The 20,324-nt window shown below is 62.6% G+C and carries 19 protein-coding genes; 7 read left to right on the top strand and 12 right to left on the bottom strand.

Features of this window, described 5'->3' with window-relative positions:
- Positions 1-203 precede the first annotated feature (203 nt).
- Positions 204-1,130 (top strand): 3'-5' exonuclease, encoded by a 927-nt coding sequence (locus tag KTQ42_RS02745; protein WP_217344111.1) that lies wholly within the window; start codon positions 204-206, stop codon positions 1,128-1,130.
- A 12-nt stretch (positions 1,131-1,142) separates the two neighbouring features.
- Here KTQ42_RS02745 and KTQ42_RS02750 read toward each other — a convergent pair whose 3' ends face one another.
- Positions 1,143-1,511, bottom strand: a complete 369-nt coding sequence (locus tag KTQ42_RS02750) for a hypothetical protein (protein ID WP_217344112.1) — start codon at positions 1,509-1,511, stop codon at positions 1,143-1,145.
- 126 nt (positions 1,512-1,637) lie between these two features.
- Positions 1,638-1,934, bottom strand: a complete 297-nt coding sequence (locus KTQ42_RS02755) for a hypothetical protein (RefSeq protein WP_217344113.1) — start codon at positions 1,932-1,934, stop codon at positions 1,638-1,640.
- Here KTQ42_RS02755 and KTQ42_RS24200 point away from each other — a divergent pair.
- Positions 1,909-2,502, top strand: a complete 594-nt coding sequence (locus tag KTQ42_RS24200; protein ID WP_217344114.1) for a hypothetical protein — start codon at positions 1,909-1,911, stop codon at positions 2,500-2,502. The genes KTQ42_RS02755 and KTQ42_RS24200 overlap by 26 nt on opposite strands.
- Before the next feature lie 294 nt (positions 2,503-2,796).
- Positions 2,797-4,800, top strand: coding sequence for an acetoacetate--CoA ligase (locus KTQ42_RS02765; RefSeq protein WP_217344115.1), 2,004 nt, complete (start codon positions 2,797-2,799; stop codon positions 4,798-4,800).
- 33 nt (positions 4,801-4,833) lie between these two features.
- On the opposite strand, the gene KTQ42_RS02770 is transcribed toward KTQ42_RS02765, so the two are convergent.
- The gene (locus tag KTQ42_RS02770; protein ID WP_217344116.1) at positions 4,834-6,759 is read right to left on the bottom strand and encodes an AsmA family protein; all 1,926 of its coding nucleotides are present in this window, start codon (positions 6,757-6,759) and stop codon (positions 4,834-4,836) included.
- 311 nt (positions 6,760-7,070) lie between these two features.
- Between KTQ42_RS02770 and KTQ42_RS02775 the strand changes: the two genes are divergently transcribed.
- Positions 7,071-8,570 (top strand): hypothetical protein, encoded by a 1,500-nt coding sequence (locus KTQ42_RS02775; RefSeq protein WP_217344117.1) that lies wholly within the window; start codon positions 7,071-7,073, stop codon positions 8,568-8,570.
- 324 nt (positions 8,571-8,894) lie between these two features.
- Here the strand turns inward: KTQ42_RS02775 and KTQ42_RS02780 are convergent, their stop codons facing one another.
- Entirely contained in the window at positions 8,895-9,695 is an 801-nt protein-coding gene (locus KTQ42_RS02780) for a DUF429 domain-containing protein (protein ID WP_217344118.1), read from the bottom strand.
- 1,284 nt (positions 9,696-10,979) lie between these two features.
- Between KTQ42_RS02780 and KTQ42_RS02785 the strand changes: the two genes are divergently transcribed.
- Entirely contained in the window at positions 10,980-11,495 is a 516-nt protein-coding gene (locus KTQ42_RS02785) for a hypothetical protein (RefSeq protein WP_217344119.1), read from the top strand.
- Between the two features lie 40 nt (positions 11,496-11,535).
- Positions 11,536-11,898: a hypothetical protein gene (locus tag KTQ42_RS02790; protein WP_217344120.1), complete on the top strand. Its 363-nt coding sequence runs from the start codon at positions 11,536-11,538 to the stop codon at positions 11,896-11,898.
- Between the two features lie 56 nt (positions 11,899-11,954).
- Here KTQ42_RS02790 and KTQ42_RS02795 read toward each other — a convergent pair whose 3' ends face one another.
- From KTQ42_RS02795 to minC, 4 genes are all read right to left on the bottom strand, one after another.
- Positions 11,955-12,137, bottom strand: a complete 183-nt coding sequence (locus KTQ42_RS02795) for a hypothetical protein (protein ID WP_217344121.1) — start codon at positions 12,135-12,137, stop codon at positions 11,955-11,957.
- A gap of 100 nt (positions 12,138-12,237) precedes the next feature.
- Positions 12,238-12,498, bottom strand: coding sequence for a cell division topological specificity factor MinE (minE, locus tag KTQ42_RS02800; RefSeq protein ID WP_217344122.1), 261 nt, complete (start codon positions 12,496-12,498; stop codon positions 12,238-12,240).
- Between the two features lies 1 nt (position 12,499).
- Entirely contained in the window at positions 12,500-13,315 is an 816-nt protein-coding gene (minD, locus tag KTQ42_RS02805; protein ID WP_217344123.1) for a septum site-determining protein MinD, read from the bottom strand.
- A 39-nt stretch (positions 13,316-13,354) separates the two neighbouring features.
- A complete protein-coding gene (gene minC, locus KTQ42_RS02810; RefSeq protein ID WP_217344124.1) occupies positions 13,355-14,134 on the bottom strand; it encodes a septum site-determining protein MinC in 780 nt (259 codons plus the stop codon).
- A 283-nt stretch (positions 14,135-14,417) separates the two neighbouring features.
- Here minC and KTQ42_RS02815 point away from each other — a divergent pair, with 283 nt between their 5' ends.
- Positions 14,418-14,810: a hypothetical protein gene (locus KTQ42_RS02815; RefSeq protein ID WP_217344125.1), complete on the top strand. Its 393-nt coding sequence runs from the start codon at positions 14,418-14,420 to the stop codon at positions 14,808-14,810.
- A 108-nt stretch (positions 14,811-14,918) separates the two neighbouring features.
- Here the strand turns inward: KTQ42_RS02815 and KTQ42_RS02820 are convergent, their stop codons facing one another.
- The 4 genes from KTQ42_RS02820 to KTQ42_RS02835 all read right to left on the bottom strand — a co-directional run bounded on the left by KTQ42_RS02820 (position 14,919) and on the right by KTQ42_RS02835 (position 20,074).
- Positions 14,919-16,061 carry an acyl-CoA dehydrogenase family protein gene (locus KTQ42_RS02820; protein WP_217344126.1) on the bottom strand — a complete coding sequence of 381 codons (1,143 nt, stop codon included), beginning with the start codon at positions 16,059-16,061 and terminating at the stop codon, positions 14,919-14,921.
- 3 nt (positions 16,062-16,064) lie between these two features.
- A complete protein-coding gene (locus KTQ42_RS02825; protein WP_217344127.1) occupies positions 16,065-17,261 on the bottom strand; it encodes an acyl-CoA dehydrogenase family protein in 1,197 nt (398 codons plus the stop codon).
- Positions 17,262-17,281: 20 nt separating this feature from the next.
- A complete protein-coding gene (locus KTQ42_RS02830; RefSeq protein WP_217344128.1) occupies positions 17,282-18,460 on the bottom strand; it encodes an acyl-CoA dehydrogenase in 1,179 nt (392 codons plus the stop codon).
- 72 nt (positions 18,461-18,532) lie between these two features.
- On the bottom strand, positions 18,533-20,074 hold the full coding sequence (locus KTQ42_RS02835) for a 3-hydroxyacyl-CoA dehydrogenase (protein ID WP_217344129.1): 1,542 nt from the start codon (positions 20,072-20,074) through the stop codon (positions 18,533-18,535).
- Positions 20,075-20,324: the final 250 nt, after the last annotated feature.

Raw genomic sequence — 20,324 nt, forward strand, 5'->3', positions numbered from 1 at the left:
AGCGCGTGCGCCGCGGGCGGCGATGCGGGTAGGTGGAATTTGGGGGAAGGCGAGAGTATGACAGCTTTATCGAAACCTAGCCGGATACCGCCAAAAAGCCGGGAAGTCAAGCCGGTGAAATGGCAGGCAGTGTTGCCTTCCTGCCTCGTTAGCGAAGATAAAACATCTTATACTCGCCGCCTGTGCTGTCACCGCCCAATCTTATGTCTGAATCCGACTTTCTTGCCGCCATCGATGCCGAGCGCCTGGCGCAACACCTGGAAAGCCATGCCGATTACCGGGTCTTGCGCCGGCTGGCGGAGCGCCGCTGCTATGCCGAACCTGACGGCAGGCCGCTGGCCCGTGGCGTGGTGGTGGACACGGAAACCACCGGATTGTCGCTGGAAGTGGATGCCATCATCGAATTCGCGATGGTGGTGTTCGAGTTCGACCGGGAAAGCGGCCAGGTCTACCGGATACTGAACATTCTTGATGAACTGGAAGACCCGGGTCGGCCGATACCGCCGGCATCGACCTCAGTGCATGGCATTACGGACGATATGGTGGCCGGCAAGCGCATCGACGATGCGCGGGTGGCTGCAATGCTGGACGGTGTGGAACTGGTGATTGCGCACAATGCGCGCTTCGATCGTCCCTTCCTGGAAGCGCGCCTGCCGGTCTTCGAGACGCTGCCCTGGGCCTGCTCGCTGCAGCAGGTGTCATGGGCGGAAGAGAGCATGGCATCGGCCAAGCTGGAATATCTGGCTTACCGCCTCGGCTTTTTCTTCGAGGCGCACCGGGCGCAGGCGGACTGCCTGGCCTTGCTGGAACTGCTGCAAAAACCACTGCCGGTGTCTGGCCGCCTTGGTCTGTCCTGCATGCTGGAACAGGCCCATGTACGCGATTTCCGTGTCTATGCGCTACGCGCGCCGTTTGACAGCAAGGATATGCTGAAGGCCCGTTCCTATCGTTGGGATGGCGACCGCCGCTGCTGGCACCGCACCCTGGCGGGAGAGTTAATGGCCGGGGAAATCGCCTGGCTCAAGGCGCACGTGTATGGCGGCCGGGCCACCAGCCTGGATTTCGAGGCGATGGATGCGCTGTGCCGCTTTTCGCTGCGTCCCGGCAGATTATTCAGCCGGGACATCTGATCGACGTCCGGCTTATTTCGGCGGCGCGCCGGGCTTGTCGATGGACTCGGGCGTGGAATGGTTGTTGACCTGTCCGGGCATGGGCATTGCAGTCGATTCCTGCTGCTTGCTCAGCGTTTGCGGATTGGCCTGCGACGGGCTGGCCGAGTCGGGAACGGTAGCTGCTGCCGAAGGCGCCTGCGGTGCCATCGCGGCATCCTGTTGCGGCAGAGAGGAGGGCGGCAGGGCAACCGAGCTGCCCTTGCTTTCCACCGTGGCGGCGCCGGGCTGGCTCACTGCGGTGGCAGCGGTCGTCGGCTTGGGCGCATCGTTGCGGTTACAGCCGGTGATGACCATTGCCGTCGCGATCAGGCAGGCCGTCAGGGTAAGCGTTTTTGTCATTGGTGTTTCTCCTGTGTGGCATGCAAGCGGGCGCGCTGCGCATCAACTGCGCAGAAGATGCAACTATCGAGAAATTCTGAACGTGGAAAACAGGGCGGACGCTGGGTCCGCCCTGGTCAGGCAGGATTAACGACGCAGCAGGCGGCTGAGGATGAAGCCAGCGCCGGCGGCGATCGCCAGTGCCGTCATTGGCTTTTCACGCACCCTTACACGGGTGTCGGCGATGACCTGGTCCTGCAGGTCCTTCATCTGGCCTGCCTTTTCCGTCATCATGCTGGCCGCCTGCGACGCAGCGGTCGACATCTTGTCAACGGCGACATGGGCTGTGCTTGACAGCTTTTCGACGGTCGGACGGGCGGCTTCTGCGGCCTTGTCTATCGTGTCATGCGCGGTGGTCTTGACTTCGTCGACACGATCCTTCACTGCGGTTGCCGAACCGCCCATCGAGCCCGGTGCCGGCGTGGTGCTGGAAGCGGCACCAGTGGAGGGCGTGCTGGAAGTCGATGAGCCCGTGGAACCGGTCGAGCCGGTAGATCCCGTCGACCCGGTGGAACCAGTAGACCCGGTCGACCCGGTGGAACCAGTGGACCCGGTCGAACCGGTGGAACCAGTGGACCCGGTCGAACCGGTAGTGGGCTTGGCCGTAGTCGAGCCGGCAACGCCGCTTCCGGTGGTGGAGCCTGTGGATCCGGTTGCACCGCTGGAGCCGCCGGAGCCAGTCGAACCGCTGGAGCCAGTTGCGCCTGAAGTACCTGCCGAACCCGGCGTGGACGTGCCGCTGGTGCTGGCGCCGGATGTCGGGAAGCTGCTGCCACCCGTGCTCGACGGCTTCTGCGTCGTGCTGCCGGCGGTGGTGGAATTGGACGAACCGCCCGTGGAGCCGGTGGTCGATCCGGTGCTGCTGCCTGGCATATTCTTGCTGGTATCCACCATGATGCTTTCCTTTATAAAATTCGACGATCAAACATCCGCTATGCGGACCGGGGTATAAGGCAAGGCGGGCCGACGCGCCAATCGCTGAGTTGCCGGCACGCCGAAGCATACAGCTTTGCCATTTATTGAAATGAAGATAAAACATTTACGCCTGCGGATTCGGTTCGCTACCGAACACAATCCCGACGTTTATTGAAATGGCAAGGCCATTTAACTCTTTATCATCCCGATGGCAGGCTTGCATTGCGCCGAATTAAAGCGGGGCCCATGCCTGACCCTCACTGCCTGCCCGTCATTTTTGCGTTAATCTTTCGCAAACCTTTCACCACAATAACGATACGGAGCACACCTGATGTCCATCGAGCACCCAACCCCCCTGTGGTCGCCCTCACCGGAGCGCATTGCCGGAAGCCGCCTCAATGATTACCTGCAGTGGCTGGCGCGCGAAAGGAAGCTCTCCTTTTCCAGCTACGACGCCTGCTGGGAATGGTCGGTTAGCCATCTGGAGGATTTCTGGGAATCGATCTGGCAGTACTTTGACATCAGGAGCTCTGCCCCCTACACAGCGGTACTGAACGAGCACAAGATGCCTGGCGCAGCATGGTTCGATGGCGCCCGGCTCAATTTTGCCGAGCAGGTGTTCCGCTTCCATACCGATGAGGCGGCAGCCGATGCGCCAGCCATCATTTCCCGCTCCGAACTGCGGGGCCTGTCGCAACTGTCCTGGCGTGAGCTGCGCAGCCGGATCACGGCAGTAGCCAATACGCTGCGTGCGCTCGGCATTGGCCCGGGCGACCGGGTGGTGGCCTACCTGCCCAACATCCCGGAAACCGCGATCGCCTTTCTTGCCTGCGCCAGCATCGGCGCCATCTGGTCGAGCTGCTCGCCCGACATGGGCCATGCCAGCGTGCTGGACCGTTTCCGCCAGATCGACCCCAAGCTGCTGCTGGCGGTCGATGGCTACCGTTACGGCGGCCGCGATTTCGATCGCATGGATGTGGTGCGCACCCTGCGCGAGGCGCTGCCGACGCTGGAACATACCGTGCTGCTGCCTTACCTGAACCGGAACGCCGCGCTGGAAGACGCCATGCCGTGGCAGGCGCTGCTGGACCATCCGGCGGCCAGGTCCCAGCCTATGCGGTTCGAGCAACTGCCGTTCGACCACCCCCTGTGGATCCTGTATTCCTCCGGCACCACCGGCATGCCCAAGCCCATCGTGCACGGCCATGGCGGCGCGCTGATCGAGAACCTCAAGGGCCATGCGCTGCAGCTGGACCTGGGCGAGCGCGACCGCTTCCTGTGGTTTTCCACCACCGGCTGGATCATGTGGAATTCCCAGGTCATGGGCCTCCTGGTCGGCGCCACCATCTGCATCTACGACGGCAATCCGGGCTATCCGGACCTGGGCACGCTCTGGCGCTTTGCCGATGAGGCCAGACTGACCTTCTTTGGCGCCGGCGCTGCCTATTTCGCCAATTGCATGAAGGCCGGCCTGGAGCCGGCGCAGATAGCCGACCTGTCGCCGCTGCGCGCGGTGGGCGTCACCGGCTCGCCGCTGTCGGCCGAAGGCTATGAATGGATCTACCGCCATGTGAAGGACGACCTGCTGCTGGCCGCCATCAGCGGCGGCACCGATATCGCTGCTGCCTTCGTCGGCGCCTGTCCGATCCTGCCTGTGCATGCCGGCGAGATGCAGGCGCGCGGCCTCGGCATCGCCGTCTATGCTCTGGATGAGCGGGGCAACAAGCTGCAGGATGCGGTCGGCGAACTGGTGGTCACCGAGCCGATGCCATCGATGCCGCTCTATTTCTGGAACGATGCCGGCAACAAGCGCTACCTGGAAAGCTACTTCGACACCTATCCGGGCCTGTGGCGCCATGGCGACTGGCTGCGCATCACGCCGCGCGGCGGCGCCATCATCTACGGCCGCTCCGACACCACCATCAACCGCCACGGCATACGGATGGGCACGGCCGAGATCTACCGCGTGGTGGAGGATCTGCCCGAAGTGCTGGACAGCCTGGTGGTGGACCTGGAATATCTGGGCCGCGAATCCTGGATGCCACTGTTCGTGGTGCTGCGTGAAGGCGTGACGCTGGACGCGGCGCTGCAGCAGCGCATCCGCGAACGCATCCGCACCGAGCTGTCGGCGCGCCATGTGCCCAACGACATCTGCCAGGTCGAGCAGGTGCCGCGCACCTTGACCGGCAAGAAGATGGAGCTGCCGGTCAAGAAGCTGTTCCTGGGCATGCCGGTGGAGCAGGTGGCCAACCGTGATGCGATGGCCAATCCGGATAGCCTCGATTACTACATGGCGCTTGCCAGCCAGCGCGACGCCGGCGCCGCCGGCGCCTAGTCGACTCGCGTAACAGCTGGCAACCGGCGCCCGCTACCTGGCCGCGGCGCGCCGTTCTTCCAGTGCCGCCTCGCAGGGATTGGCTGCGGGATTGGCCGCATCCCAGGCGGCGGTGGCGACCACGCTCAGCCCGCCGGTCAGCACTGCCGCACCGAGCCGCGCCAGCGCTCCCGGGCTGGAGGGATCCAGCGCCATTTTCGGTTTGGCCAGAGGTCCGGCAATCACCACATCCCCGCTCACCAGCGCCACGCCCAGGCTGATGCCGTTGCGGGCGCGCACCCTGCCGCGCAGGTCCACGTCCTGCTGCCGCAGATCGATGCTGCCCCGTGTCAGCAGCTGGCTGGCATCGCTGCGTGCGCCCACCAGCGCGCCATTGGCCTGGCCGCGGCGCAGCGGCAGCCGGCCAGCAAAGCATTGCAGCCGCAGCTGGCTGGCATCGCGCTCGGAAAACAGCGGAAACAGATCGGTCAGCAGGCTTTCCGCATTGCCCGCCTTTTCCGAGCGGATCACCGTGGCGCCGCCGCGCACCGTAATCAGGCCATCGGCGCTGGCGGCGATGTCGCGCTGGGTGTCGCCTCTTGCCTGGAGGCTGGCATGAATGCGCATCGGTCCGCCGGTGACGGGCAGCTTGCGCCCCCGCTCGCTGAACCAGCGTTCCAGCGTTATGCCGCTGGCGTCCAGCGTCAGGTCGGCGGCATGCCGCGCTCCATCCAGGTTGAGCTTGCCGCTGGCGGTGCCGCCCAGGAGGGCCATGGAGAAGGGCGCGATACTGATCCGGCCGCCTCCGCCGCGCAGGCTGGCCTGAAGCTGGCCTACACGGATTCCCGAATGCAGCCTGAGCTTGTCGATTGAAAGCGTCAATCTGCTATCGACTCCGGCTAGCGCTGCCATCGATTTCCAGGGCAGGGGATCGCGTCTGAATATCTCGCCCTTGGCCAGCGGCGCCAGGGGCGGCTTGCCGGCTTCCCGGCGCAATGTGGTCCAGTCGAGGCTGGGAATCGCAAGGTGTCCTTCAAGCAGCGGCTTGCCGCTGTCGTGGCGCAATGTGAGGCTGCCGCTGGCTTCGGTTGAACCCAGCTTCAGTTCGGTAATGTCGAACGTGAGCGCCTGATCGGCACCGCGCAGGCGGGCCTGCAGCGATAGCGCCGCCGGGGGCGCTTCGACTGGATTGGCAGCGCTGAAGAAGCCGATTGCCTGGGCGGCAGAGTCCGCCTGCACCGCCAGATCGGCCGCCATGGCGGCGCTGCCCTTTTGCGACAACGGCAATATGCCAGACAGCGTCGCCGAAGCATTGGGCAGGCGCAGCACGATGCGCCCTTGGCTCGATGCGCCGGCCTGACCGGCTTGCGACAGGTCCGCCATGTCCGCTTCCAGATGCATGCGCTCCGATCCTCGCAGCAGGTCGGCCTGTAGCTGCGCATTGCGCCAGCTTGGCGCGGAGCTGGCGGCCATCGACTGTATCTTCCATAAATGCTCGCCAGCCGGATTGCGGTACACCAGGTCGATCGTCTCGGCGCGCAGCTCTCTCAGGTACTGCCAGTGCGCGCCGGAAGCCTTGCCATCGGATGCGATATGCCAGCTCCGTTTGCCATCGGCGCTGGTTTCGAGATGGATGCCTGCTTGCCTTATCAGGATGGCGCCAGGCGCCAGGCGGCCTGACAGCAGCGCCCGCCACGACAGTTGCATGTCGACTTGGTCGGCTTCGATCATGTCGCGGTGTTGCGCCCAGTCCGGGCTGGATAGCGCGACGCCCGTGGCCCGCAAGGCGGGCAGGGGCAGCCAGCGCACCGATAGCGTGGCGATCTGCAGCTGGCGCCCGGTGGCTGCCTGCACCCGGTCCCGTGCCGTGGCGATGAGGGTTTGCTGGTCCAGCAGCAGCTGGCCGGCAAGGACCGCGCCGGCCAGCAATGCCGCTGTCAGCGTTCCGACTCCGAGCGCCTTGCCGCGCCAGCCAGCCATACGGATTCCTTCGGTTCGATTGATCGAGGCACGCTGCAGACTGCATTGTAGGGAAGCGTGGTGATTGCCTGCCTGACAACAGCCTCGACATCGGAAATCCATCAACAGTTGTGTGTTCGCCTGGCTTGTTGCGCCAGGCAGCACATGCCCTTTCAGCAGCGATTGCCTGTCCTCGCGCTGCCCGCTTTGCTGCGCTTGTTGTGAAACCGGACAGCCATGCATCGAGCAGCCGTATGGAAGGAACAAGACGGGCCTTGGGCCGACAAAGGGGCGGATTTTACAGCCAACCCAAACTTCAAACAGAGGAAAAAATGGCAGTCAACTTCATCAAACAGATACGTGCCGAGGCATGCGGCGAAAACCTTGCAGAAAGACCTGAAGCCGGCCAGCAGGCATCAACGCAGCAAGTCTCCGGCGTTGTCATCAGATCGCTGTCGGAACGTCTCCCGGCGCTGCCGCTTCTTGACCAGGTAGTGGCAAATCAACGCAATGACACTGCGCCAGCCAGCCCTGCCAGAGTAACGGTTGAGCAAGCCGGCAACGAGCTGTCCAACGATCACTGCCCGGATTTGCCGCTGCCAAACAGGGCGCTGCGACAGATTCACCGCCTGCTTGGCGACGACAACGACAACGGCCCCCGCTCCCTGCTGAGGCTGTATGGGAACGAGGGCGCAAGTGGCACCGACCCGCTGGGGCAGCTCAACATCATGTGGCTGCTCGATGCCAGAGAGCCGATAGCCCCAGGTGACCTGAGCCGGGCCACGCCGCCCCCGGTTGCCGTGCCGCTGGCGGATGGGTCGCCGCCTTCCTTGCCCGCTGCTTCCGCACCGGGGCAGCGCAAGCAGAGCCTGAAGGCCGCCGCCGCAGCATTCTTCCATTATCCCGGCTCGGGCGACGGAAACCTGAATTATGGGCAATGGATGCTGGCGCATCCTCTGCACCGGATGTTCCGGCAGGTCTATCCGCTGCATGGCGCAATCGGTTCGCTGGAGCAGAGCATCGACACGCCCGTGCATACCATCCTGAAGGGTGGTATCCGCAATCCGCTGGCCTTTTACCAGAGCCTGATGGTAATTTCTGAGCGGGAAGACGGTGCTTTTACAGAGTTCGAAACGCTTTTCCGCAATGCCGTGGCAGTGAGCAGGAATGCGGATGGGCCGCTGCGGGAACAAGCTCATTTTTTCAGCCGCTTCTTCAGCGCGTTAATTGCGCTCAGGACAACGCAGCGCCAGGATGTGAGGGACAACATCATCGAAACCCTCAGGCAGGAGTGGCTGGAAACGGACTTCACCCTACTGCTTGGTCAGCCGGAAGCTAGCCCGCCCCAGGCGCAATGGCAAGCCGCCGAGCCTGTTCGCACGCAAGTGGCAGGCAAACGCGCCTTTGCCGATGCGATCGGGGGTGGGGGCATGCCGCCGCAAAAAAAGCAGAAGACCCTTGACCGCCAAAAGGCGTGCACCCCTGCCCCTGATGATCAAGGAGCTTCGGAAGGGCAGGCACTACCCTTGCACCGGCATGCTTCAACGCGGACCTTGGATGTGGGCGCCGATACCGAGCTGTCGCCGCCTGGACACAAATATCGCAGTCCGACCAAGCCACCTATCCTCCGGTGGGATAAGCCAGCGCTCAAACGCCAGGCCAAGTTCATCATCAGGGAGTCCGATCCAAGGCTGAAAAACATGGCCGTCAAGGAGACGATCGCATCGCCTAGTCCTGCCCATCATTCGTCGGTGCAGCGAGCCGGTAACCTGCCCGTATCCGGCACTACCGTGACGCCTGCGGAAGCGCATGGAAAGACGTCGTCCAACTAGCATCAGGAAGCTGCAATGGTTTCCCAGGCATTGCAGCTTTTCGCCTTATCCGGCTACTGCCTCGTCGCTGCGCTCAGCGTCTACAACCAATCCAATCCATGAAGTCTCATAAAACCGCATCTTTTCCCGCCTGGCTGCGTTGGGATCGTCGTCAATCGCCAGGCTATTGACTCCTTTCCCGCGTGCAGCGTGCGCACCGGCTGGCAAGCCGGTGCCGCTCTTGCCAGACGAAAAAATTCGTCGGTTTCATCCGGGATGTCATGGACTGGGATTGGTATCACCAGGCGACGACTTCGGGACCTGGCCCGATATCCAGGACAAGCTCTATGCGCCAACGATCCAGCCTTCCAGCGTATCGAACGAGGGCAGGCCGTAGCGTGTATTCCGTCTCTGCCACGCCCAGGCTGCAAGCATTCCGCATAGCACCGCATCGAGCAAATCTGCGCTGCCATCGTCAATCAGCGCATCCCGGAAGCGACCGGCATCAAGTCTGACGGCCCATCGATGCTGGCCGGCTTCCAGCGCCGCGACAATACGTTCACGGGCATCGCGCCGCGCCGGCGTCTGCTTGCTGGGCTGGTCGTTCTTGTATGAATCGCGGGTAATGTCGCGCGCCACCATGCCCGGGTAGCCTTCCAGCGCGACACGGTCCGGATCGCCCGGATGCAGATGGTAGATCGTCACGCCTGCCGCCAGCAGTTGCGGCACGCCCGCATGCAGCATATAGGCCACCGGCGGGTTAACCCATTTCATCGATGGCGATGAGCCGGCGGGATAGTCGGTCGCCCGGTGAGCAAACTTCCCGCCCACGGGGCGCGCATCGCAGAAGGCCTTGAAGGTGGTGCGCAGGTCGGCGCGGCTCAAGGTCCCGACATGGCGCATCAATGCTTCCCATTCGGTTGGCCAGCCCAGGTGTTCCACCAGTTCACGCGGCAGGGAAAAGGGAAAATCAAAGGCGCCCAGCCATGGACCTGGCTGACGTAACCAGTCATCGAAAGCCGCATGGTCAGGCAGGGAAACCAGCGCTGCGAGCACGTAGACATCGCCCTGCAACTCGCCGCTGGCGATGGTGATGCCCTTGCGCCGGCTGGGCGCCGACGTGTAGTCAATGCCGTGTAGCTTCATGTCCGCGCGCCTGCTGCGCATTGCGCGGACATCAGAATCCTCTTGCCGCCGGTTGTATGGCGGCGATATCCGGCGGCAAGCCGTGGGTGCCCGGCGTCCAGCCCAGGAGTGCAGAGGCAGCATAGGCACATAGGCCCAGCACAAGGAAAAGGACAAGCAGGGAATACAGAAACCGAAGCCTGGGATTCATGACGATTACCGAAAGGACTGGTAGTAATGGCTGCATTATCTCGTGGGTTTCCTGCAATCGGGAGTGCGTTGGCGCACGGAGCAAAACGCATGGCAGCATGGAACTCATTCGCTATCGCGGACGACTCACGCCGCTGCTTGCCTATCACCGCGAAGAGGAATGTTTTTAATGAATGCAGAAAAATTAATTTTTGTAAACAGTTCAGCACAGGAAAATGCGTCGCTCGCTTTCGTACAAGGCAAGGGAGCAGAAAAAGATTCACCTATGCAACAGGAAAGAAACGATGTGCCAGTAATCCAGGCTCGCAGCAGCAAGACAGTCAGCCAGCTGAGTGCCGGAGCCCCGCCGGCGGATCGCGTGTCGATGAGTGACGGACATGTTATTACGACATCGATCATCGCTGCCGGCCCAATCACAATCGCGGCCACCAATAGCACTGTCTATCCGACCACGACAACCACGACCGGCGCGACAACCAAGACAACTGCTTCTACCGTCACCACCGCCAAGCCAGCGGCGCCGCAAGCACGGGTAGTGTTCCTGCACAGAGGAGACGACAGGTTGACTCCGGTATGGGAACACTACTGCGAGTGCGCGATGCTGCTCCATGGTACTTCCTACCCCGATACCTGTGGCAGTGAGCTGGTCAGGCAGGTCGGACGCATACCATCCACAACAAGTAATTGCACTCTTGACAATGACTTTGCTGAAGGCTTCATCGGCTTGGTGGATGCAAAATTTGCGACCGATGAAAGCATGCAAGCGTTGGCCCGCCAAATGAATTCCTGGTGGGATTACCAGAAGAGGACCAGATCCGCACAGGGAGAAAAGCTGGGTGTGTGGATAAGCCTGTTCAACTGTGCGTTGCGGGTGGCGAAAGCGCTGCTCAGGGAAGGGAGTTCTGCAGGCACGCAGTCTTCCGCTGCCCATCTGGACAAATTGCGTAGAGTGATCGATAACAGAAGCAAGGAGCTGGTCCGGATTCACCTAGGCGATCAGCATTCGAACGTCACCAGTGCGCTGATAAAACTGGGCAATGCTTCGCCCAGGCAGATGCCCAGGCCGCTCCCCATAAGCATCGGCGCGCTGGTTCGATGGCTGCCTTGTTCCCTGTTTCATCGCCCGAAGGCGGAAAGAAAGCGCTCCTGGAGCTTCCAGAGGAACAACTTGCCGGCTTTGACTCCAAGGAAAAAGCGCTGCTCGGCTGGAAAAAGAAAGCCGACAAGAAGTTCGAAAAATATCACATCGACCAATCCGTATTGCGACTGTTCGAGCAATGTTTTGGCGTCTTCACCAAGGGTTGGTCAGACATTTATTGCGTTGCGTACAAATTTCTGGCTCTGGTCGGCTTTGCCGAAGCGGCCAAGGGGATTGCCATTCGTGATGCCCTGGTCGAAGAAATCGAAAATGAATTAGGTTATGTCAATGAAATATTGCTCTTCCGTGAAAAGATCAAAGCGCTTGTCAGACCGGACTCGGGCGCATTGCCGGAAGAAAGAGCGTATTTCCGGATATGGCTCGACTTTTTCCAGCAAGTCAGTGTGCTGATGGATTTCAGGCGCAGCAATCGGGAAACCGCAGTGGGCGAGTCGCCTGAAATAACGGGATGACATCCCGGATGACGTCCTTCCGCTTGGAATGAAGGCGGGTATGGACAGGCCGGTTCTCCAGGACAAAAAGGGCAACCGTAAGAATTCGCCTGCAGCCGAAAGTGTGCCTGACAGCGAGTCTTCAGCACCAAGTCGGCCGACTAGTCCGGCAAGCGTTTGCAGGCAGAAGAAAAAGCGGGCAACGCTCGAGGTGAGGCAGCAGGAGGCCGGTCCGGTTCGAGCAGGAGAAGGGAAAAAAGCAAAGCCCAAGGCAATACGGCACGAACAGGAAACAAATGCCGACATCCGGGAGACCGGAGAAGGCGACAAGTCCGGGAATGTCGGCAAGGAAAAAAAGGCAGCGAAGGAAGACAGGATCGAGAAGAAACCGGGCAAAACCGCTAAAGGCACAAAGGATGATTAAGCAATGCCCGTCCCGAACTTGCCGGTCTCTGAAGCAAGCCCGGAATGGCTGGCGGCTTACCCATTGAGAAACCTTCTGGAAGCCTGGAGCGCTTCCGGCTTGACTACCCTGGCGAGAAAGACAAAACAGGCACGCAACAGGCCGCGGCTCTTCGCCAGTGCGTCGACAGCGGATTGCCGCGATGCGGCGCCGAAGTCAATTTGGTCGGAATTGAGAAGCGGGCCAAAGCGGAAGTCCATTCATGGCCTTCCGCCCTGGTTGCAGGCGGTTTGAGATGCACGGCTGGAACTGGCGTCAAGCACACGCCATGCTGTGTTGCTCACGGTAGTCGCAGATAAATCAGCGTGGCGCGGCGTCCGGCAGTACCACGTTCACATCCAGCACTTCCAGGTTGCCCTGGCGATCAAGTGAAATCTTGATGTCGTCGGCATTGACCTTGGTGTACTTGGAAATGACTTCGATCAGCTCCTTGTGCAGGGCCGGCAAAAAGTCAGGTCCTGCGGTGCCATTGCGCTCGCGCGCGATGATGATCTGCAGCCGTTCCTTGGCCGCGTTGGCGGACTTGGGTTTGTTGCTGAACAGGAAAGAGAGCAGGGCCATGTCACTTGCCTCTAAAGATTCTCTGGAACAGCCCGGGTTTTTCATAGGTGGTAAAGCGCATCGGCACATCCTCGCCGAGGAAACGCGATACCACGTCCTTGTAAGCCTGCGACACGTCGCTGCCTTCGATATGGATGGCAGGATTGCCCTGGTTGGAAGCATGCAGGACCGATTCCGACTCGGGAATGATGCCGATCAGCGGTATGCGCAGGATCTCCTGCACGTCGGTATAGGACAGCATTTCGCCGGCTTCGACGCGCTTGGGCACGTAGCGGGTAATCAGCAGGTGTTCCTTGACCGGCTCTCCGCCCGATTGGGCACGCCGCGACTTGGCCTGGATGATGCCCAGGATGCGATCGGAGTCGCGCACCGAGGAGACTTCCGGATTGGTGACAATCACTGCCTCGTCGGCAAAGGTCAGCGCCATCACGGCGCCGCGCTCGATGCCGGCAGGGGAATCGCAGATCACGTATTCGAAGTCCATTGCCGCCAGGTCCTTCAGCACCCGTTCCACGCCGTCTTCGGTCAGCGCGTCCTTGTCGCGGGTTTGCGATGCCGGCAGCACGAACAGGTTCTCGCAATGCTTGTCCTTGATCAGCGCCTGGTTCAGGGTGGCTTCCTGGTTGATCACATTGATCAGGTCGTACACCACGCGCCGTTCGCAGCCCATGATCAGGTCGAGGTTGCGCAGGCCGACGTCGAAATCGAGCACGGCGGTCTTGTGGCCGCGCAGAGCCAGGCCGGACGCGAAGCTGGCGCTGGAAGTGGTTTTGCCAACGCCGCCCTTGCCGGACGTTACGACGATTATCTTTGCCACAAACAAACTCCTTTATTAGAAAAACGGTGTTGACAACGTTTAACGATGCAATGCGCTCGTCATTGCGATGATTTCAATGCGGTCGCCCAGCAGGCGCACCTGGCCCGGCGCATGCGCCAGGTCCTTGGGCAGTCCATCATCGAATGTGCGGTAATAGCCGGCAATCGACACCAGCTCGGGTTCCATGCTCATGGCGAAAATGCGGGCAGTGCTGTCGCCCGAGGCACCGGCCAGCGCTCGGCCGCGCAGCGGTGCGTAGACATGGATGCTGCCATCGGCAATCAGTTCAGCGCCATTATTGACAGCGGCGGTAACGATCAGGTCGCAGCCATGGGCATAGACCCGCTGGCCGGCACGCACCGGCGTATCGATGATCATGGCGCCGCGTGCCACCGGTTGCTGCGCCACGGGCGCCGGCTGTGCCGGTGCGGGTTGCGGCGCGGGAGCCGCTGGCGCAGGCGCTGGCTCCTGCACCGCGCGCGGCGTGCCGCGGGGCTTGGCAACCACATCCAGCGACAGGCCTTGCGCCAGTATTTCCGCTTCCAGTGCCGGCGGCGCATTGCGCACCGCAACCGGATTGAGTCCATGCGACTTGAACAGGGCAACCAGGCCCGGCCAGTCGACCGTTGCGGGCGCAGGCGCCATCGAGCCAAGGTCGATGATGGCGAATTCGCCGTCGAAGTAATCGGCGGCGCCGCCCGTCATTTCCGTCATTGCCGCCTGCAGCACAGGCATGCTGGTATCGCCGAGGATGGCCGCGACCGCGACGACAGTGGAAATCTTGATTTCGATGGGCTTGCGCACTTGGGTATTGGACATAAGAAACCAGGGATGAAGACAGAAGATTTCCGGACCGGCGAACTTGTGGCGCCAGAACGAATATTGCAGGCACTCAATAAAACGGGCCGCGATCCGGCGGCCCACTTGCAAGGGTGCTTGTAACCGCTTGCAGTCCGGCGGCCATTATAACGTCAACCGTTCGGCTTTCTTCTTCCTCTGGTGACATAAAGCCGGGTGAAAACCGATTTACTGGCCGCCGCATGCGTCAAGGAAGTCATGAATCCGGCGCAAAGGTTACAAAGCAGATTTTTTCAAGGAGACAATGTCCATGAATCCCGTTAACCGTTCCGTATTCGCTGGGTTGCGTGATGCCCACTGGGATCGCGACACCGAAAGCACCGAATCCTGCTCGGAGGAGCTTGCCGGCGACAGACTGGATCACGAGGCGGTATCGCAACTTGCCCGTGCCCTGATGGCATGGACTCCCGAGCTGATCGGACCCGATGTCGCCGCTTGCGCGTCCCATCCCGCCGCTGGCACCTTCGCGCTATTCCTGACACAACTGGAAATCGAAACACGTCCGAGGCTGCAATTGCGCAATGAAGTGCTGGCATGGCTGAAGGGGCTGGGCGGCAATGCAGCCGAACAGCAGCAAGTGCTGGACAAGGTCGGGGAAAACGGTGCAACCATTCCGGCGATGGTCCTCTATCGCTAATTGCGCGGGACGGACTGAGCAGCGACTGGCTGCAAATTCCGCCAAAAAAAGCAAAGGCCGCGGACTCGCCGCGGCCTTTGCGTCTCAGGGCGGTCCTTGTGACTGGCTTCAGGCCAGCGCGGCCGCCACCTGTTCCAGATGCGTGTCCGTGCTGCCGAACTGCATCTCGATGGCCATCAGGCGCTTGAAGTAATGACTCACATCGAGCTCGTCGGTAACGCCCATGCCGCCGTGCAGCTGTACCGCCTGCTGGCCGACGAAGCGGCAGGCCTGGCCAACCACGACCTTGGCGGCCGACAGGTCGCGCCGGCGGCGCGCCAGGTCGGTGTCGGTGCAGCGCACCGAGGCCAGATAGGCCATCGAACGCGCCTGCTCGATATGCAACACCATGTCGGCCATCCTGTGCTGCAGCGCCTGGAATTTGCCGATCGGCACGCCGAACTGCTTGCGGGTGCGGGCATACTCCACCGTGGCCGCCAGCAGCTTGTCGAGCGCGCCGACGGCTTCGGCGCAGATCGCGGCCAGGCCGGCATCGAGTACTTCGCCGATACGGCTTTCCGCGTCGTCGCTGGACTCGCCCAGCAGGGCCTGCGCCGGCACGGTGACGTCGTCGAGCAGGATCTCGCCGCCGATCGCGCCGTCGACCATGGGGAAGGGCGTGATGCGCAGGCCGGCCGCATCCTTGGGCACGGCGAAGACGGCCAGGGCGCCGGGCTGGTCCGGACCTTCGATGCGGGCCGTCACCAGCAGCACGTCGGCATGGGGCGCATAGGCAATCATGCTCTTGCGGCCGTTGAGCACATAGCTGCCGTCGTCCTCGCGGGCGCTGGTCTCGATGGCTTTCCAGTCGAAGCGGCTGGCCGCCTCGTCATGGGCAAACACCGCGATCATCTCGCCGCTGGCCAGTGCCGGCAGCATCGCTTCCTTCTGCGCCGGGCTGCCCAGCGTGGCCAGCGCCTTCGTCGCCATGACCGCGCTGGAGAGAAAGGGCTCCAGCACCAGGCCTTCGCCCAGCGCCGTCATCACCAGCATGGTGTCGATGGCGTTGCCGCCCAGGCCGCCGTCTTCTTCCGGCACGTTCAGCGCGGTCAGGCCGAGGTCGGCCAAGCCCTGCCAGACCTTGCGGTCGGCGCGGCCCTCGCGCGCCGCCCTGGCGCGCTCGCGCCGGGTGTCGAAGCTGTAATCCCGGGCGATGAAGCGCCGCGTGGTGTCCTGCAGCATCTGCTGCTCTTCCGTGAATGTGAAGTCCATGTCTTACAGTCCCAGGATCATTTGCGAGATGATGTTTTTCTGAATCTCGTTGGAGCCGCCATAGATCGACAGCTTGCGCATGTTGAGATAGCCGGCGGCCAGCGGCGTGGCATAGTCGGGGCCGATATGCTCGCCCTGATAGCCGGCCGCCATTGCCTCGCGCCGCAGCTGCAGCGCATACGGTCCGACCGCCTGGGTCAGCAGCTCGGTGATGGCCTGCTGGATCTCGGTGCCCTTGATCTTCAGGATCGACGCTTCCGGCCCCGGCGCGCGATGCTCGGCTTCTGCCGACAGCACACGCAGATTGGTGATTTCCAGCGCGGTCAGGTCGACTTCCACCTGCGCCACGCGGGCGGCGAACATCGGGTCCTTCAGGAGCGGCTTGCCATTCTTCTGCTCCTGCAGCGCAACCCGCTTCAGGCGTGCCAGCTCGCGCTTGGCGATGCCGATGCCGGCAATGTTGGTGCGCTCGTGGCCCAGCAGGAACTTGGCATAGGTCCAGCCCTTGTTCTCCTCGCCGATCAGGTTCTCGACCGGCACCCGCACGTTCTCGAAGTAGACTTCATTGACCTCGTGCGCGCCGTCCATCGTGATGATGGGACGCACCGTGATCCCTGGCGTGTCCATCTTCACCAGCAGGAAGGAAATGCCGCGCTGCGCCTTGGCTTCGAAGTCGGTGCGCACCAGGCAGAAGATCCAGTCGGCATACTGGCCCAGCGTGGTCCAGGTTTTCTGGCCATTGAGCACGTATTCGTTGCCTTCCCGTACCGCGCGCATCTTCAGCGAGGCCAGGTCGGAGCCGGCGCCGGGTTCGGAATAACCCTGGCACCACCATTCCTCGGCCGCCAGGATCTTGGGCAGGAAGCGCTGCTGCTGCGCCGGCGAGCCGAAGGCCATGATGACCGGCGCCACCATCTTCAGGCCGAAGGGCACCGCGCGCGGCGCGCCGGCCGCGGCCGACTCTTCCTCGAAGATGTACTGCTGGGTGGCATTCCAGCCGGTGCCGCCGAACTGCTGCGGCCAGGCCGGCGCGCCCCAGCCCTGCTCATGCAGGATGCGCTGCCAGCGCACATAGTCGTCGCGCTCGACGATCAGGCCGCCCAGTACTTTCTTGCGGATGTCGGCCGGCAGCTTTTCCTGCATGAAGCTGCGCACCTGTTCCCGGAATGCGGTTTCTTCCGCTGTGAAGTTCAAGTCCATGTTGGTCTCCGACGCCGCTCTCAGAACGCGGCGATGCCGGTTTGTTCGCGGCCCAGGATCAGCGCATGGATGTCGTGGGTGCCTTCATAGGTATTGACCACTTCAAGGTTGACCATGTGGCGGATCACGCCGAACTCGTCCGAGATGCCATTGCCGCCCAGCATGTCGCGCGCCATGCGGGCCACGTCCAGCGCCTTGCCGCAGGAATTGCGCTTCATGATCGAGGTGATCGAGGTCGCCGCCGTGCCTTCGTCCTTCATCCGGCCCAACCGCAGGCAGCCCTGCAGGCCCAGCGTGATCTCGGTCTGCATGTCGGCCAGCTTCTTCTGGATCAGCTGGTTGGCCGCCAGCGGCTTGCCGAACTGCTTGCGGTCCAGCACATACTGGCGCGCGGTATGCCAGCAGGCTTCGGCCGCGCCCAGCGCGCCCCAGGCGATGCCATAGCGGGCCGAATTCAGGCAGGTGAACGGGCCCTTCAGGCCGCGCACGTCCGGGAAGGCATTCTCTTCCGGGCAGAACACGCCGTCCATCACGATTTCGCCGGTGATCGAGGCGCGCAGGCCGAACTTGCCGTGGATGGCCGGGGCCGACAGGCCCTGCATGCCCTTTTCCAGGATGAAGCCGCGGATCGCGCCTTCGTCGTCCTTGGCCCAGACCACGAACACGTCAGCGATCGGGGAGTTGGAAATCCACATCTTGGCGCCGGTCAGCTCGTAGCCGCCATTGACCTTCTTGGCGCGGGTAATCATGGAGCCGGGGTCGGAACCGTGGTTCGGCTCGGTCAGGCCGAAGCAGCCTATCCACTCGCCGCGGGCCAGCTTGGGCAGGAACTTCTGCTTCTGCTGCTCGGTGCCGAATTCATAGATGGGCACCATCACCAATGAGGACTGCACGCTCATCATCGAGCGGTAGCCGGAGTCGACGCGCTCGACTTCGCGCGCGATCAGGCCGTAGCTGACATAGTTCAGGCCGGGGCCGCCGTACTGTTCGGGAATGGTCGGGCCGAGCAGGCCGAGTTCGCCCATTTCGCGGAAGATGGCGGGGTCGGTGGTCTCGTTGCGGAAGGCTTCCAGCACGCGCGGCTGCAGCTTGTCCTGGCAGTATGCAGCCGCGGCATCGCGCACCATGCGCTCTTCGTCAGTCAGCTGCTGGTCCAGCAGCAGCGGGTCGTCCCAGTGGAATTGTGCTTTGGCTTGCATGGCGTTCTCCAGATTGAATGTTCGTTCTAAGGCAAGGGGTGGCCAACGTGAAACAGCGCAGGCCGGTTCGGATCAGACTTCGCGCTGCAACAGCGACAGGCCGAGTTCGGCGCGGCGCCGCAGCCACTGGCTGGCGCGATAACGCGGGTCGCCGGTTTCCTGCAGCAGGTTGTTGAGGATGGTCAGCACCGTGCGCGCGCCCAGCTCGTCGCCCCAGGCCAGCGGACCGCGCGGATAACCCAGGCCCAGGGTGACGGCGCGGTCGATGTCGGCCGGCTCGGCGATATTCTGCTGCGCAATCTCGGCGGCGATATTGATGATATGCGCCACCACGCGCTGCGACACCAGGCCGCTGCTGTCGCGCACCAGGCTGACCGGCACGCCGTCGGCGCCCAGCAGGCCGCGCGCCATCTCGGCATGGGCGGCATCGGTGGCGGGCGTGGTCATGGCCACGCGGCGGCGGGTCAGGTCGAACAGGGTTTCCACGCCGACCGTGCGGCGCGGGTCCAGGCCCTGCGCCACGCAGCAGCGGGTGGCATCGTCGCCCAGGGGCGTAACGATGCACAGTGCGCGTTCGCTCGGCCTGGCGCCGTCTTCCAGCGATACGCCGGCTGCCTGCAGGAAAGGCGCGATGCGCGCCGCCAGTTCTGGCCGGGCCTGCGACAGCCAGACACTGGGCGGCAGGGCGGAAGAGGGCGCCGGCTCGGCGGCGACCTCCTTCTTGCCCTCGGCGCTGTAGCGGTAGAAGCCATGGCCGGCCTTGCGGCCGACCGCGCCGGCGTCCAGCATCTGGCGCGTCAGGTTCTGCGGACGGAAGCGCGGCTCTTCATAGTACTGGTGATAGATCGATTCCATCACCGGATGGGATACGTCCAGGCCGGTCAGGTCCATCAGCTCGCACGGGCCCAGCTTGAAGCCGGGGCCGTCGCGCAGGATGCGGTCCAGCGTCGGAATGTCGGTCACGTTCTCGGCCAGGATGCGCAGGCCCTCGGTGCCGAATCCGCGGCCGGCATGATTGACGATGAAGCCCGGCGTGTCCTTGGCGCGCACCGCGGTGTGGCCCCAGTGACGGCCCAGCGCCAGCATGTAGTCGACGATTTCCGGTGAGGTCATCAGGCCGCCGATCGCCTCGACGATCTTCATCAGCGGCACCGGATTGAAGAAGTGGAAGCCGGCCACCTGTTCCGGCCGTTTCAGGCCGGCGGCAATCGACGTCACCGACAGGGAGGAGGTATTGGTTGCCAGGATGGCGCCCGGATTGACGATGTCTTCCAGCGTGCGGAACAGGGTCTTCTTCGCTTCCAGTTGTTCGACGATGGCTTCGACGATCACATGGCAACCGGCCAGTTGCTGCAGGTCGTCGCCGGCATGCAGGCGGGCGATGGCGCTGTCTGCGGCCTCGCGCTGCAGTTTGCCCTTTTCGGTCAGCATGTTGAAGGTGCCAGCCAGCGCCTGCCTGGCTGCCTCTGCGGCGCCGGCGCGGGTGTCGTTGAGCCAGACGGTGGCGCCGGCCAGCGCAGCAATCTGGGCAATGCCACGTCCCATCACGCCGCAGCCGATGATGCCGATGACCAGGTCAGGTGACGTTGGCTCAGGAAGGTAACTGGATTGCATGCTTGATCTCCTGCGAGGTTTTCTTGTTTCGCCGCGACGCCAGGTCGGGAGTTTTTCGGTGCGAATTTTTATTCTGCACGGTGGAATGCTGTTTGGGCATGCGGAACTCTATGTGAGTGCCATAAAGATGTCAAGAATTGCGCGCAGCCGTACTAACTGATTGTTCAGAGGCAATGCCGGTGGCGGTGCGAGGTCTACCACTTCAACATCGAATCACACTAAAATGCTGGTTTTGCAGTGCAGAATTCAA

It is taken from the genome of Noviherbaspirillum sp. L7-7A, assembly GCF_019052805.1.
Lineage (GTDB): Bacteria > Pseudomonadota > Gammaproteobacteria > Burkholderiales > Burkholderiaceae_D > Noviherbaspirillum_A.